General features: G+C 37.5%; 10 protein-coding genes. 9 read left to right on the forward strand and 1 reads right to left on the reverse strand.

What is annotated here, in order from left to right; genetic code table 11:
* Positions 1-746: 746 nt before the first annotated feature.
* Complete coding sequence (locus ACECE_RS0219225) at positions 747-2,579, forward strand: glycosyl hydrolase (RefSeq protein ID WP_010250195.1); 1,833 nt, start codon at positions 747-749, stop codon at positions 2,577-2,579.
* 302 nt (positions 2,580-2,881) lie between these two features.
* Positions 2,882-3,658, forward strand: coding sequence for a sporulation protein (locus tag ACECE_RS28195; RefSeq protein ID WP_083878782.1), 777 nt, complete (start codon positions 2,882-2,884; stop codon positions 3,656-3,658).
* Between the two features lie 170 nt (positions 3,659-3,828).
* Here ACECE_RS28195 and ACECE_RS31900 read toward each other — a convergent pair whose 3' ends face one another.
* The gene (locus ACECE_RS31900) at positions 3,829-6,603 is read right to left on the reverse strand and encodes a DUF6055 domain-containing protein (RefSeq protein ID WP_010250199.1); all 2,775 of its coding nucleotides are present in this window, start codon (positions 6,601-6,603) and stop codon (positions 3,829-3,831) included.
* 341 nt (positions 6,604-6,944) lie between these two features.
* Between ACECE_RS31900 and ACECE_RS0219245 the strand changes: the two genes are divergently transcribed.
* The 7 genes from ACECE_RS0219245 (at position 6,945) to ACECE_RS0219275 (ending at position 15,993) form a co-directional block, all read left to right on the forward strand.
* Positions 6,945-8,390, forward strand: a complete 1,446-nt coding sequence (locus tag ACECE_RS0219245; protein ID WP_010250201.1) for a cellulase family glycosylhydrolase — start codon at positions 6,945-6,947, stop codon at positions 8,388-8,390.
* Positions 8,391-8,843: 453 nt separating this feature from the next.
* Positions 8,844-9,488 carry a redox-sensing transcriptional repressor Rex gene (locus ACECE_RS0219250; RefSeq protein WP_010250203.1) on the forward strand — a complete coding sequence of 215 codons (645 nt, stop codon included), beginning with the start codon at positions 8,844-8,846 and terminating at the stop codon, positions 9,486-9,488.
* A 17-nt stretch (positions 9,489-9,505) separates the two neighbouring features.
* The gene (gene adhE, locus ACECE_RS0219255; RefSeq protein WP_010250205.1) at positions 9,506-12,115 is read left to right on the forward strand and encodes a bifunctional acetaldehyde-CoA/alcohol dehydrogenase; all 2,610 of its coding nucleotides are present in this window, start codon (positions 9,506-9,508) and stop codon (positions 12,113-12,115) included.
* Positions 12,115-12,864 carry a phosphotransferase gene (locus ACECE_RS0219260; RefSeq protein WP_010250206.1) on the forward strand — a complete coding sequence of 250 codons (750 nt, stop codon included), beginning with the start codon at positions 12,115-12,117 and terminating at the stop codon, positions 12,862-12,864. Before adhE ends, ACECE_RS0219260 begins: the two co-directional genes overlap by 1 nt.
* A 13-nt stretch (positions 12,865-12,877) precedes the next feature.
* A complete protein-coding gene (locus tag ACECE_RS0219265; protein WP_010250207.1) occupies positions 12,878-13,120 on the forward strand; it encodes a (2Fe-2S) ferredoxin domain-containing protein in 243 nt (80 codons plus the stop codon).
* Between the two features lie 40 nt (positions 13,121-13,160).
* Positions 13,161-14,831: a [Fe-Fe] hydrogenase large subunit C-terminal domain-containing protein gene (locus ACECE_RS0219270; RefSeq protein ID WP_010250208.1), complete on the forward strand. Its 1,671-nt coding sequence runs from the start codon at positions 13,161-13,163 to the stop codon at positions 14,829-14,831.
* The gene (locus ACECE_RS0219275; protein WP_010250209.1) at positions 14,824-15,993 is read left to right on the forward strand and encodes a SpoIIE family protein phosphatase; all 1,170 of its coding nucleotides are present in this window, start codon (positions 14,824-14,826) and stop codon (positions 15,991-15,993) included. Before ACECE_RS0219270 ends, ACECE_RS0219275 begins: the two co-directional genes overlap by 8 nt.
* Positions 15,994-15,996 lie beyond the last annotated feature (3 nt).

A 15,996-nucleotide genomic window follows, 5' to 3' on the forward strand; every position in this document is an offset into this window, starting at 1 on the left:
GAGGATACGGACTTTATTGTCTTTGAGACTAACATCAATACCTACCAACAATGAATTTGACAATGAAATCACCACCTTTCTGATTAAAAATTTTGAGCTATTGAACTTAACTAATGCCCGTGGTACCTGACGCATCAACATCCTCGCAATTAGAATACACCTCTTGAATCTCTATGCACGACTCCTTGAACTGCCATACAGGAGAGAGATAAAAAGAGAAAAACACCCAGCGGTTTAAAGCTAACATCAGGCCAGGGGAACTGACTTTAACAGAAGCGACATAAAAATGCCCTACAGGAGTTGAACAGAACCATCCTCAATAGCCACTATTATTGTTACACGAGCATTAGTTAAGTTCAATAGCAACAAAATTAAGTTTTCAAGGAGCATTAGCTTTGAGTCAGTGCTAGAGAACAAAAAACTTTTTCAAGAATCCAGTTGACAACGAGCCTCCCCCATATGATTAGGCAGCCGAAGAGGCAGCCACCCTATCCCAGAAGAAGTACTTTGGAGAAGGCGCAAAGGGGATATGGCGGCTGCAGCCTTAGCAGGCTATCATATGGGCCCCACTCATTGTAAACCGCACTTAAAAAACTTTTTTGCACCCCAGCTACATTGCCTCAAAGAGTTTTCGTAAAGAAAACTCCCAGTTGATTTATGGTAAATGAACAAGGAAATGTAAGGGGTTCAACTGGAAAATCTAAGACTTAAACCTTACAAAATATATTATACGAGGAGGAGTTTGTATGAAAAAGAAACCTATAAAAAAGGTTTTTTTATCATTGGCATTGGCAGTAATGATACCTGCAATGTCATTTGTAGGTACTACAGGTGCTCTAGCAGAAGAAGGTGTTAAGTACGAATTTGAGGACGGTGTCCAGAATGGAGCCCAAATTTATACTGACTATGTTGGAAAAACCGATGCTGGACTTTCCTTCGACCTAAGCGGTGCATCCTGCAGCTTTATTGGGCAAAAAGGGACAAGCACTTCTGTTAACGTCAATATTGACAAGGCTGGGCTTTATGACTTGGTTGTTCGCTATGCTGAGCCATATGATGCAAACAAAAAAGTACAATACCTTAATGTAAATGATTCCAATCAGGGAGAGGTAAGTTTCGGTTATACTCTTGAATGGAAAGAGATTTCAGCAGGTATTGTAAAGCTTAATGCCGGATCTAACAATATTGAATTCGAAAGCTACTGGGGTTATACCTTTTTTGATTATCTGATTGTTAAACCTGCTGATGAAAGCATAACAAACCTAAAAGTAGATAAAACATTGTCAAACCCTTATGCTACAAACGAAGCAAAATCACTTATGAGTTATCTATGTGACGTTTATGGCAAACACATAATTTCAGGTCAGCAAGAACTTTGCGGATCACATAACTATAGCGGCTCTGAAGCTGAGTTTACTTACATACAGGATAAAACCGGAGAAATGCCTGCTTTAAGAGGTTTTGACTTTATGAACTACAGAGGAAACGGTTTAGAATGGGATGATGCCTGTGCTGAACGTCTTATTGAGTGGTATAAAGAAAAGAATGGTATACCTGCACTTTGCTGGCACTGGTTCTCACCTGGTGATATTGGCAAGAAAGCTGCAAACAGCTTTTACACGGAAAGTACAACTTTCAGCATATCAAAGGCTTTGACTTCTGGAACAGAAGAAAATAAAGCGCTGTTAAACGATATTGAACATATGGCCGGAAAGTTTCAGCAGCTTGAGGATGCCGGAGTTCCTGTATTGTTCAGGCCTGTACATGAAGCAGAAGGCGGATGGTTCTGGTGGGGAGCAGAAGGCCCGGAACCTTGTGTTAAACTCTATAGACTTCTTTATGATAAGTTCACAAATGAGTACGGATTGAATAACATTATATGGGTATGGAATTCATATGCTTATGACTCATCATCTAAATGGTATCCAGGTGATGATGTAGTTGATATTGTTGGTTACGATAAGTACAATGCTAAGGATGGTTTACCTAACGGAAGTGCAATAGCATCTACATTCTACAGCCTTGTAAAGCTTACAAACGGAAATAAGCTTATTGCAATGAGTGAAAATGATACAATTCCTCAGGTTTCAACTCTTATGAACGAATCAGCCGGCTGGCTTTATTTCTGCCCATGGTATGGCTGGTGGTTGACAGGAGAACAGAACAATCCTGTTGCATGGCTGACTGAGATGTATAAGAGTGATTACTGTATAACCCTAGATGAGCTACCAGACCTTAAAACTTACCCTATATCAGGTTTTAATGCTTCACCAACAGTTAAAGTTACTCCTACACCAACAAAAACAACAGCAACTCCAACACCTACTCAATCGGATGTAATTGTAGGTGACGTAAATGGGGATAGCAGCATAAATTCAATTGATTTTGGCTACTTTAGGAAGTATCTTTTAGGAACCATAAAAGATTTCCCTGTAGAGAATGATTTAAAAGCTGCTGATCTAAATGGTGATAAAAGTATAAATTCTATTGACTTTGGATATATGAGAATGTATTTGCTTGGAACTATAAAATTGTTTCCGGCATCTGAAACAATAATGTTTCAAAGGGAAGGGTTATAGAACTACTTTGCAAGTGAAAATAGCTTCCTATCTTGTAATTACGTGGATACACGTGGATACTTTTTGTAGTTGACATATTACCAAGAAAACCTTTATAATAACATTAAAATTTAATGAATGAAATTATGATCAGGTAAATCATACTTCTATATTACAGTGTGATTATTGACCGGGTTGGTATATCTGGCAGCAGGAAAAGTAAAATCCTGTGGGACTATAAGAAATATAGTCCCACAGTTTTTTTTAATATTTCTTTATGTTTCATAATTATTAAGTTGTAGTATAGAAAAATATGAGGTGATATGATGTCATTATTAAACAAAGCAATGGCAAGTGTGGGATTTGGGTCAGCAAAAGTAGATATACAGCTTGATAATCAAAAATTATGTGAAGGTGAACAAGTAAATGGATTTGTAAGTATTTTGGGTGGAAAAACCGAGCAGAAGGCTTCTAAGGTATCCTTAATACTTATATCATATATGAAATTTAATGAAGAGAATTATGAAAATAGAAAATCTATTGAGATTTCAAGCTTTGATATTGCGCAAGATGTAAAGATTAAGCCTAATGAAGAAATTAAAATTCCTTTTTCCTTTGTTTTGCCAAACGATACACCTATTTCCTTTAATAAGGATGTGGTTTGGATTGAAACAAGTTTGGACATCAAAATGGCTTTTGATCCTTCTGACAAAATCTATATACATGTGATGCCGCATCCATTTATTCAGAGCGTTTTAAATGTACTTCAGAAAGATTTAAAATTTATTATGACTAAATATGAAAATGTATATGTTCCTAATAATGGCAATCATCTTCCTATTGTTCAGGTATTTGAATTTAATCCAACATTACATTTGATTGGGAACCTTAATGAAATGAGAATGATGTTTTTTGTGGATGATTTAAGAGGTCTTGAGATTGTTCTGGAATTATCCAGAAAGGCACTTGGCTCTAAGGATCATACTAACTCCATAAATGATAGCAAGACCCGGATTTTTATATCCAAAGAGGAATTTAAAAATGACAATAGCTATTTGTCAGATTTAGTATTACAAAGAATTCAAAGCTTATTAGTTTAGTTGTAAAACCACAGTTATTATCGTCAGACTGTGGTTTTACTTTAACAATGTTCTATAGATATTAGAATATTAATATAATGTTTCCGGAAAGAAACGCCACTCCCTAGCTTTTCTTTCCGGAAACTTGAAGTAACCAATAAGGATTTTTCAGCACTCCCTTTATGTATATGCTACTCTTTTGGGAACTTATTAATCATCCCTAACAAGTATTTTCTCATATATCCAAAGTCAATTGTATTAATGGAACTATCGCCGTTGACATCTGCGCAGTACAAGTCATCAACAGCGGGCAAATCACTTATCATTCCAAGCAGATAACTCCTTAAAATTGCAAAGTCTATCGAGTTAAAAGATCCATCACCGTTAACATCGCCTACTTTTAAGTTAGAAGCGGTGGGGGTTGGCGTAAATGAAGGAGTTGGCGTCGGTGTTGGTAAAACAGAGTCTACAGACTTAAAATAAACATAGAATGAATCAATTGCACCTTTAAAATAAGGCTGATCTTCAAGAATACCTCTGCCAATGTAATTGCAGTTGCTTTGAGTGTTTACATTTGGAGCATTGAGATCTTCCGGGTTAATATCAATGTCATTTCTTACTGATACTACATTGTTATTAACATACAACGCTCCCGTATTACCTGATAATACCACACGAACATCAGACCAGCTTCCGGCAGGCACTGATGCATTTCCCGTAAGTGTTTTTAAATTGCTGCCTCTGCATATCTCAAACTTAACTTTTCCATTTTCATCTGAGGGTGTTAGATACATATATTTATCTTTTGCGGAGGCAAAAGAAAAGATCCTCTGATTGGCTGTATCGCCATCCCAATAAATAGATGCGCGTATTTCTATATCTTTCATATCAGATACGGAATTTTCCAAGGTGATGTACTGAGTACTTCCGTCTAATTGCACAATTCCTGAATGACCTTCTAATGATGAGGACCATTTAGGTTCACCTCTTAAAATGCCATTTGTTACTCCGAACTTATCCCGGGCAAAGACATTGCTTTGGGAACTAAACTCATAACCGGTATAAAGTGAGGGAGTGCAGGAAAGCCCATCAGCATAATCTTGACCTCTTAACCAGCCGAATGCAACACCTTTACTGACATTGGTACTGTCAATGTAATCACCGTCTACTATTCCTTCTCCCGATACACTTGCGGTTCCAGCAGGAGATGACAATCCTTTTGCAACACCGTAATCTGTTATTGTCCTGTCTTCTATAATTCTTGCACTTTCTAAAACTTTTGCATTTCCGCTGGCTTCTGATGTGCCCATCATTACAGCGAAATCCCTCACTTTGGCAAAATCCTTTACTACGGCATTTTCCTTGATAATAGCATGGCCGCTTACTACTGCATTGCCAGAAACTATTGCATTTCCCTCTACTTTGGCGTAATCCTCAATTCTGGCGTTTTCCAAGACCTGCGCCTTTCCTAATACAACCGCATTTGGTCCTACATAGGCCGTAGAAGCAACTTTAGCTGTGCTTTGAACAAAACCTCCACCGTTCGAATGCTTAGTGCCGCTTAAACCCGAGGTAATATTCACGGCCTCATAAGGATCTGCACCGGTGATCTGAACTTCATAAGGCATAGTTTGTTTTTCAGGAGCGGATGCAAAGGGTGAAGCAGTTTCATCGGCAAAGGCATCCATGGGCAGAAGCGTATCGGGAGTAGCAACTACGACAAGGTACACAGTGTTTTCTGTACTTGAAAGGGTTATGGAGTTTTTGCCGTTGTTCCATAAGGTAGAATACCTTGTATTGCCGCTTGTGTCCTGTACTACCAGGCATACCCTCCAGTCTGCTCCCCTCAAGGTGTTTTTAAGACCATTGAAATTTACAGTTATTAACCGGCCGTCTCCTGTTCCTTGAGGAGTTAAAGGAATAATATTAAAGCCAGTTTGTTGTGGAGCCCTTTCAAGAGGGACTCTCCACCAATTGATTTTGTCACTGACCTTTTCAAGTTGTGTATAGACTGTCTGTTTATTTGTGTCAATTGAAATAAATTCACTGAATTTCTTGCGATATAGTGTTTTTTGCGCAAAGTCCTGTGTTGCCATTCTCTTTGCATAGTTTCCCAGTGTATCTTTGATTGATACTCCAGGGGCAAGTCTTTGGATAATGTCATAGGGATATTCATTCATTTTTGCTTCCTGCATCATCCTCTTTACAAAATCCTTGCCGTAGTATGGATAATTGTCAGGATTTTCTGTGAGATATTGAAGGATGGACCAGCAGTCATAATAGTCTCTGCCATGTGGAGAGCATAGACTTGAATTCATGTACAGGGGGGTAAAAAAGTTTGTATCGGGCCCATAAGTTTTTCCGTTATATTGGTAATTGGCACTGGTAAGGAATTGGTCACATAACCAATTTGCTGCCGTTTCCCACCAGGCTCCAGTGATGGTACTGCCAACCCAGCCCTTCTGGTGAGATGTAACAACATGGCCGAATTCATGTGGAAGCACCCAGGAAGGAGGATCAACTCTCATCGCTCCGGGATCAACTATAATATAGCCGTATCCATCGGAATCGCTTGACATAAATGCCCAACCTTCTGCATGGTTTGAAAGCCCTGTCCTGGTTACATAGACATTGGTTTTGTACTTGGTAGTTGAAGCGTTTGAATTGATTGATATACCAGGATCCTTGTATCCCATATCGGTGATATAAGTTTTCCAGATACCTTCCAAATTGGTTAAATTCCCTTGTATAAATGCGTCAGTGACTGTGCCTGTTTGATCATTTTTGCCCCAGATAATTTGAAAGTGTGTAGAAGTTGCCCTGTTGACATTAGTATCTGTCATTGAATAGAAAGGATCTCTTGCTTGGTAATCTTCCGCACCTATTACCATACTAGGGTTTGACCACAAAACTGACGTCATAATTACTACCAGAGCAGTAATCACTGTTAATGATTTTGACCGCATAAAAAACCTCCCCAAATAATATTTATTTATTTCAATGAGATACGATGTAGGATTTTTTGATGTTATTGAGATGAATTTTGCCAAATGTATACATTTATTATACTAAATAAACATTTACATTGTAAATAGAGTGATAGAATCTATATACGCATATATTACTGACCTACAATGAACTTAATATATAATTTTTATATTGATGTACATGAAGATTCTATGTTCTTACGAATATACTAAGGAAGATAAAAATAGGGATATAACTTAGCACACAGGAGGGAGGCTTTACAGGGTAAATACTGAAAACGAAAATATATAATTATAAAAATACTTTGGGAGGAACAAGAATGAAAAAGCATCAGAAATTCATAAAAATAGTGACTTTTTTATCATTAATAACACTATTGGGGACCTCACTATTTGTTCCAAGTGTATTTGGAGCACCATATTCATATGATTTAACAGCAACTGATACAGTTCTTGATATGGGAATTGGCTGGAATTTAGGAAATACATTGGAAGCTTGTGGCAGTTGGATAAGCGGCACCTCGGTAAGCAACTACGAAACTGCATGGGGCAATCCGGTTACAACTAAGGCTATGATAGATGGTGTAAAAGCAGCAGGTTTTAAATCCATACGTATTCCTGTAGCCTGGTCAAACCTTATGGCAAGTGATTATACAATCAACGCGGATCTTCTAAAACGTGTTAAAGAAGTAGTTGATTACTGTTCAAGCAACGATATGTATGCCATTGTGAATATTCATTGGGATGGCGGATGGTTTGCAAATTTTGCAACAAATTATGATGAATCTATGAAAAAATACACATCAGTATGGACTCAGATAAGCAGTTATTTCAAGGACTATCCAAAAAATCTGATTTTGGAATCACTTAATGAGGAAGGCTGCTGGGACACTATCTGGAATAGATGGAGCGGTTCAACAGGAGAAGATAAAACACGTGCATATAATATTCTTAATAGTATTAATCAGAAGTTTGTCGACATCGTCAGAGCATCGGGCGGAAATAATGCCTCACGATGTCTGCTGATTGCCGGATACTCAACAGATATTGATCTTACATGTGATTCTTGCTTCAAGATGCCTACAGATACTATAAAAGATAAGTTGATAATTTCTGTACATTATTATACTCCATCTACATTTACAATTCTTACAGAAGACGCTTCATGGGGCAAATGTGCAACTACATGGGGAACAGATGCTGAAATCAATCAGGTTAAAACTGATTTTAATAAAATGAAAACAAAGTTTGCAGATAAAGGATTCCCTGTCATCATAGGAGAATACGGTACTGTAACAACAAATAAAGAGCTTGCCAGTGTAAGGCGCTACATTACAACGGTTTGTAAAACGGCCTATGACCTGGGATTCTGTCCAATGCTTTGGGATAGTAGTGAGCATTATTCAAGAACTGAAGCTAAAATTAAAGATACTGAACTAGCGGCATTTTTCTATAAATATAAAGATGCTTCCCGTATTACTATACCAACTGCAACCCCAACTATGACTACAACACCTACTGTAACGCCTAATGTAACGCCTACTTCAATAATTGTCTATGGAGATACTAATGGTGACGGTAGTTTTAATGCACTTGATTTTGCTGCAGTCAGACTGTATTTACTGGGTATTAATAACGGCCCTACATATAGTGAGTGGAAAAAAGCATCAGACGTTAACGGAGATGGAAATGTCAATTCAATTGACTTTGCTTTAATGAAAAGTAAGCTTTTAGGATTAATCAATAAGTTTCCGGTAGAACAGTAACTTTTAATGATTGAAGGGGCGTAGGGTTCGCCTGTCAAACCGTGCTTGTTGAATTTGTTTTCTAATTATTTTATAGGATAAAAGGCATAAGACTGTAATAGTCTCATGCCTTTTTCAATTTGAGGTTTTAACTTTCATTAAATCTGCCGGATACGGGTCATAAGTTGTTAAAAAATTGTGTGTTATTTTTTTAACAATAAGTATTGACTTCAAATAATAACGGAGATATAATTAAATCAATAAGATTATATCGATATACTTTTATCGATATAATTGCACTTATTAAAAGTAGGCAATAAAGTTTAAAATATATGTAGTTACTTGCAAGGCTGCATTTTAAAGCTCATTATGAGAAGAAAAAAGATCATGGAAGGTTTAGAAATTTCTATACACATTACTTTTAATAGCAAAGGCTGACATTTTGCCTTTCGGGAAGGAAGGTTCAAAAAAACTATGAGTGAAAGAGTTATCTCAAAACAAGCTCTTTTAAGACTACCATTGTATTTGAATTATTTAAAATCGTTACCAGAGAAGGATTTTGAGAACATTTCTGCAACAACGATTGCTGCAGGCTTGGAATTAAACGATGTACAGGTTAGAAAAGACTTAGCCTGTGTAAGTAAAGGTGGGCGTCCCAAGTTAGGCTATGTTACTTTGGACTTAATAAAGGATATAGAGAGATATCTTGGATATGACGATACACACGATGCAATAATTGTAGGTGCAGGAAGGCTTGGAGGTGCTCTTTTATCATATGAGGGATTTAAGGAGTATGGACTGAATATTGTTGGGGCATTCGATACTGATGAGAAAAAAGTCGGTACTGAAATATGTGGGAAAATAGTATTTCCTATGAGCAAATTAAAGGAATTGTGCGAAAGAATGAAGATTCGTATTGCGATCATTACCGTTCCCGGTCCTGCAGCGCAAAAGGTGTGTGACATCCTTGTAGATAGCGGCATATATGCTATATGGAATTTTGCACCTGTACATCTTAAAGTACCAAACAAGATTTTGGTCCAACAGGAAAATATGGCAGCATCGTTAGCAGTGCTATCGGCACATTTGGCAGAGGCAATTGAGAAAAATGAAATTTGACGAAGGAGATGTAAAAAATGAACAAAGCATACGAAATTATAGAAAATGTAGAAACACTTGAAAAAGCAATAAAGCGTTTGAAAGATGCGCAAAGCATTTTTGCAACGTATACACAGGAGCAGGTTGATAAAATCTTTCTTGCAGCTGCTATGGCTGCTAACAAAGCAAGAATCAGCCTTGCAAAAATGGCTGTAGAAGAAACAGGTATGGGTATTGTGGAAGATAAAGTTATCAAAAACCACTATGCAGCCGAGTACATTTACAACGCATATAAGAATACCAAAACTTGCGGTATTATAGAGGAAGATAAGTCATTTGGCATTAAAAAGGTAGCAGAACCAATTGGTGTTATTGCAGCGGTTATTCCTACAACCAATCCTACATCAACTGCTATTTTTAAAACTCTGATTGCATTAAAAACAAGAAATGCAATTATTATAAGCCCACATCCAAGAGCTAAGAATTCGACAATTGCAGCAGCAAAAATTGTTTTAGAGGCAGCAGTTGCAGCAGGTGCTCCTGAAGGAATTATTGACTGGATTGATGTGCCGAGCCTTGAACTTACAAATATGGTAATGAAAGAGGCGGATATAATCCTTGCAACAGGCGGCCCGGGAATGGTTAAAGCGGCTTACTCATCAGGTAAACCTGCAATTGGCGTTGGAGCAGGTAATACTCCTGCAATTATTGATGACACGGCTGATATTCTTCTCGCAGTAAACTCAATTATCCATTCAAAAACCTTCGATAATGGTATGATTTGTGCCTCTGAACAGTCAGTTATTGTTTTAGAAGGCGCATATAAAGAAGTTAAAAAGGAGTTTTCCGACAGAGGCTGCTATTTCCTGAACAAGGATGAAACCGAAAAGGTAAGGAAAACAATTATCATAAACGGTGCATTAAATGCAAAAATCGTAGGGCAATCAGCACATACAATTGCAAAGCTTGCAGGTGTTGATGTACCCGCAGCCACAAAAATTTTAATAGGTGAAGTTTCAAGTGTTGAGCTTTCCGAGGAGTTTGCACATGAAAAATTATCTCCAGTACTTGCAATGTATAAGGCAAAGGATTTTGAAGACGCTCTTGATAAGGCGGAAAAATTAGTTGCAGACGGTGGGTTTGGTCATACTTCATCTCTCTATGTAAATGCTGTAACAGAAAACGCTAAGATTGATAAGTTCGCACAGAGAATGAAAACCTGTCGTATTTTAGTTAACACTCCGTCATCACATGGCGGTATCGGTGACCTGTATAACTTCAAACTTGCTCCATCACTAACTCTTGGCTGCGGTTCATGGGGAGGAAATTCCGTATCGGAAAATGTTGGAGTTAAGCATTTATTAAACATCAAAACAGTTGCCGAGAGGAGAGAGAATATGCTTTGGTTCAGAGTGCCTGAAAAGGTATACATTAAAAAAGGTTGTCTGCCTGTTGCTTTAGATGAACTTAAAAATGTAATGGGTAAAAAGAAAGCGTTTATTGTTACAGATACCTTCTTATATAATAACGGTTATACAAAAGCAATTACTGATAAACTGGACGAAATGGGAATTATGCATAAAACATTCTTTGATGTAGCTCCCGATCCAACGCTTGCATGTGCTAAGGCAGGGGCTAAAGAGATGACAGCCTTCCAGCCTGATACAATCATTGCTATCGGCGGTGGTTCAGCTATGGATGCAGCTAAAATTATGTGGGTAATGTATGAACATCCGGAAGTTGACTTTATGGATATGGCAATGAGATTTGTAGATATCAGAAAGAGAGTTTACACCTTCCCTAAGATGGGCGAAAAGGCATACTTTATTGCAGTTCCCACATCAGCAGGTACAGGTTCTGAGGTAACACCTTTTGCCGTTATTACAGATGAAAAGACCGGTGTTAAATATCCTCTGGCGGACTATGAGTTAATGCCTAAAATGGCTATTGTAGATGCTGATATGATGATGAATGCACCAAAAGGCCTGACAAGTGCATCGGGTATTGATGCATTAACACACGCTCTTGAGGCATACGCTTCAATGCTTGCTACTGACTATACAGACAGTATGGCACTTCGTTCCTTGAAAATGATATTTGAATATCTCCCGAAAGCGTATGACAACGGACAAAACGATCCTGTTGCAAGAGAAAAGATGGCCAATGCCGCAACAATGGCGGGTATGGCATTTGCAAATTCCTTCTTAGGGGTATGCCATTCGATGGCACATAAGCTTGGTGCATTCCACCATTTGCCACACGGTATTGCAAACGCGCTTTTAATAGATGAAGTATTGAGGTTTAATGCTGTAGAAGTCCCTGTAAAAATGGGCACATTCTCACAGTATGACCATCCGCATACACTTGCACGTTATGCTGAAATTGCCGATTATCTAGGTATCAAGGGCAAGAACAATGAAGAAAAACTTGAAAACCTGATAAAAGCTATTGACGAGCTTAAAGAAAAGGTTGGCATCAAAAAGACTATTAAGGACTATGGTATAGACGAAAAAGTTTTCCTTGAAAGACTCGATGATATGGTTGAACAGGCTTTTGACGATCAATGTACAGGTGCAAATCCAAGATATCCGCTTATGAGTGAAATAAAAGAAATGTATCTTAATGCTTATTATGGAGGTGCTAGATAATGAAACTTGAAAAAGTCATTGCTGTTAGAACAGATAAAACGGTTTTCAGAGATGAGGATAAGGCTATAAAGCTTTTCAGCAGTAATTATTCTAAAGCCAATATATTAAACGAAGCTTTGAACCAAGCGAGAGTTGAAGAAACAGGGCTTAACATTCCGAAGCTTCTGGAGGTTACAAAAATTGAGGACAAATGGGCAATTGTGACCGAGTATATTGAAGGAAAGACTTTAGAACAGCTGATGAAAGAAAACCCTCATAAATACGATGAATATCTGGATCTATTTGTTGATATACAGCTTGATATTTTAAGTAAAAAGTCACCTATGCTAAATAAGCTCAAAGATAAAATGAAGAGAAAAATTTCTGAAACAGGACTTGATGCAACAACACGTTATGAGCTCCATACAAGACTTGCAAGCATGCCTGATCATGACAAGGTTTGCCATGGCGATTTTAACCCTAGCAATATAATTATTTCAAAAGACGACAAACCCTATATTCTTGACTGGTCACATGCAACACAGGGGAATGCAAGTGCTGATGCAGCAAGAACTTACCTTTTGTTCTGGCTTTCCGGCAATATTGACAAAGCTGATAAGTATTTGAATCTGTTCTGTAAAAAAAGCGATACTGCAAAGCAGTATGTTCAAAAGTGGATTTCGATTATAGCAGCATCGCAGCTTGTCAAAGGTAAAGCTGTTGAAAGGGAGTTCTTAATGCACTGGATAGATGTTGTTGATTATGAATAGGAGGGTTTAAAATATGAAAGTCGCTATTTGTATAGGAAGCTCATGCCACTTAAAAGGCTCAAGACAGATAATAGAACAGCTACAGAACATGATTGCTGCAAATAATTTGGAAGAAAAGATTGAACTCTGCGGAGCTTTTTGCATGAAAAACTGTGTTAATGGTGTCAGTGTTACAATTGGAGATGAATTGTTCTCCGTAACACCTGAGAATGCTAAAAACTTCTTTGAAACGGAAGTAGTTAAGAGAATGAAATAAGTAATTCTTTGCAAATGCTAATTAAGGAGTGTAAATTTGGATGACTGAATATCTTGTGACAAAAAATTCGAATTGCAAAAATTGCTATAAGTGTATTAGACATTGTCCTGTCAAGTCATTAAAGTTTACCGATGGTCAGGCTCATATAGTGAAAGATGAATGCGTTTTGTGCGGCGAATGTTATGTAGTTTGCCCGCAAAACGCAAAGCAAATCAGGCAGGATGTTGAAAAAGCAAAACAGCTTATTTCTGAGAATGATGTTTATGTAAGTCTTGCTCCGTCATTTGTTGCATGGTTTCATGATAAAAGCATATATGATATGGAACAGGCGTTAAAAAAGCTGGGTTTTAAAGGTGCTGACGAAACGGCAAAAGGTGCGTTTATTGTTAAAAAACAATATGAGAAAATGATAGAAGAAAAACGCAGCAAAGTAATAATATCTTCATGCTGTCATTCAGTAAACACCCTGATCCAAAGACATTATACCGATGCGATTCCTTATCTTGCTGATGTTATATCACCTATGCTCGCACATGCTCAGTTAATTAAAAAGGAGCATGCTGGCTGCAAGGTGGCATTTATAGGACCATGTATTTCAAAAAAGGAAGAAGCCGAGAAATATGAGGGTTTTGTAGATGTTACTCTTACCTTTGATGAACTCGAGGAATGGTTGGGTATGGAAAACATTGCAATTGAAAGTACTGGTACGGAGTCTGAAAAAGGAAGGACAAAAAGTTTTCCAAGATCCGGAGGCATTATTGATAGTATGGATAAAAATGAAAACTATCACTATTTGGTTGTTGATGGTATGGAAAATTGTATAAATGCTTTAGATAATATTGATAAGGGTGAACTGGATAATTGTTTCATTGAGATGTCAGCCTGTAGAGGCAGCTGCATAAACGGGCCTGTCTTAAAAAGAAAGAACCATAATATTATTGGAGCCATACTAGCTGTCAATGAAAATACAGGTGCAAATGATTATACAATTGCAATGCCTGATAGAAAAAGCCTCAAAAAGGAAATACGCCTTGAGGGCGTAAAAAAAATAATGCCAGGAAGTAGTGCCATTGAAGAGATTTTAAAGAAAATGGGCAAAACCTCCAAAGAACAGGAACTCAACTGTGGAAGCTGCGGTTATGATACCTGCCGTGACAAAGCAATGGCTGTATTGACGGGAAAGGCCGACCTGACAATGTGTCTTCCTTACTTAAAGGAGAAAGCGGAAAGCTTTTCGGATACTATTATCAATAATACTCCAAACGGCATTATAGTGTTAAATGAAGACCTTGAGATTCAGCAGATTAATATGGCGGCAAAAAAAATATTGAACCTGCCTGTTTATACAGATCTTTTTGGAAGCCCTGTTGTAAGAATACTTGATCCTATTGATTACGCCCTTGCAATTGGTAATGATGAGAAGTGTTATGACAGGAGAAAATATTTTGCCCAGTATCAAAAGTATGTTGATGAAACAATAATTTACGACAAAGAATACCACATCATTATCATAATCATGAAGGATGTAAGTGAAGAAGAAAAAATCAAAAATGCGAAAATTAATCAGAGCAAAGCTGCGATCGAAATAACAGATAAAGTTGTCGAAAAGCAGATGCGAGTAGTACAAGAAATTGCCCTGCTTCTTGGTGAAACAACAGCAGAAACTAAAATTGCTTTAACTAAATTGAAGGAGACTATGCAGGATGAATGATTTGTGCGTAGATTTAGGGTATGGAAGCCTGAATAAATTTGGTGAGCAGCTGTGTGGGGACATGATACAGGTAGTAAAAGACGATGATACTACAATTTTAGTTCTTGCAGATGGTCTTGGCAGTGGTGTAAAAGCAAATATCTTATCGACGCTCACATCAAAAATTATTTCAACCATGATTGCAGAACACATGAGCATAGAAGACTGCGTTAATACAATTATGGCGACTTTGCCGGTTTGTAAGGTAAGGGGCATTGCATATTCCACATTTACAATAATTAAAATAACCAATAACGACTATGCAGAGATTATTCAGTATGACAACCCTACTGTAATACTTATCCGTGACGGCCAAAATTATGAGTATCCTACAGAAACAAAAATTATTTCAGGTAAAAAGATAATTGAGTCAAAAATAAACCTTAAATGTGATGATGTATTTGTTGTGATGAGTGACGGTGCAGTTTACGCAGGCGTTGGACAGACGTTGAATTATGGCTGGCAGAGAGAGAATATCGTTGAATATATTGAATTTCACTATGATTATAGATTTTCTGCCAAAGCCATTGCATCTCTTGTGCTTGATGCCTGCAATAACCTTTATGCAAAAATGCCGGGTGACGATACCACTATTGCAGCTATCAAGATCAGAAAAAGGAAAGTAGTCAATCTCATGTTCGGACCACCACAAAAGCCTGAGGATGTTAACAAAATGATGTCCTTGTTTTTTGCAAAGCAGGGAAGACATATAGTATCAGGTGGGACAACTTCAACACTTGCAGCAGCGTTTTTAGATAAGAAACTGGAAACTTCAATTAATTATATCGACCCAAAAATTCCGCCTGCTGCCAAAATAGAGGGAGTTGATCTTGTAACAGAAGGTGTGCTGACAATAAACCAGGTTCTTGAGTATGCAAAAGATTATGTAGACAAAAATACTCTTTACAATGAGTGGAGTTTCAAAAAGGATGGAGCTTCAGAAATAGCAAAATTGCTTTTTGAAGAAGCAACAGACATCAATTTCTATGTTGGAAGAGCTATCAATCCTGCACATCAGAATCCAAATCTTCCAATAGGATTTAACATAAAAATGCAGCTGGTTGAAGAACTTTCAAAAACGTTGAAGCTAATGGGGAAAACAATAAATGTAAGTTATTTTTAGAGG

It is taken from the genome of Acetivibrio cellulolyticus CD2 (assembly GCF_000179595.2).
Taxonomy (GTDB): domain Bacteria; phylum Bacillota; class Clostridia; order Acetivibrionales; family Acetivibrionaceae; genus Acetivibrio; species Acetivibrio cellulolyticus.

What these genes read in the sequence shown, in the direction of transcription:
- ACECE_RS0219225 (WP_010250195.1), top strand. Translation starts at nt 747, where the DNA reads ATGAAAAAGAAACCTATAAAAAAGGTTTTTTTATCATTGGCATTGGCA.
- ACECE_RS28195 (WP_083878782.1), top strand. Translation starts at nt 2,882, where the DNA reads ATGATGTCATTATTAAACAAAGCAATGGCAAGTGTGGGATTTGGGTCA.
- ACECE_RS31900 (WP_010250199.1), bottom strand. Translation starts at nt 6,603, where the DNA reads ATGCGGTCAAAATCATTAACAGTGATTACTGCTCTGGTAGTAATTATG.
- ACECE_RS0219245 (WP_010250201.1), top strand. Translation starts at nt 6,945, where the DNA reads ATGAAAAAGCATCAGAAATTCATAAAAATAGTGACTTTTTTATCATTA.
- ACECE_RS0219250 (WP_010250203.1), top strand. Translation starts at nt 8,844, where the DNA reads ATGAGTGAAAGAGTTATCTCAAAACAAGCTCTTTTAAGACTACCATTG.
- adhE (WP_010250205.1), top strand. Translation starts at nt 9,506, where the DNA reads ATGAACAAAGCATACGAAATTATAGAAAATGTAGAAACACTTGAAAAA.
- ACECE_RS0219260 (WP_010250206.1), top strand. Translation starts at nt 12,115, where the DNA reads ATGAAACTTGAAAAAGTCATTGCTGTTAGAACAGATAAAACGGTTTTC.
- ACECE_RS0219265 (WP_010250207.1), top strand. Translation starts at nt 12,878, where the DNA reads ATGAAAGTCGCTATTTGTATAGGAAGCTCATGCCACTTAAAAGGCTCA.
- ACECE_RS0219270 (WP_010250208.1), top strand. Translation starts at nt 13,161, where the DNA reads ATGACTGAATATCTTGTGACAAAAAATTCGAATTGCAAAAATTGCTAT.
- ACECE_RS0219275 (WP_010250209.1), top strand. Translation starts at nt 14,824, where the DNA reads ATGAATGATTTGTGCGTAGATTTAGGGTATGGAAGCCTGAATAAATTT.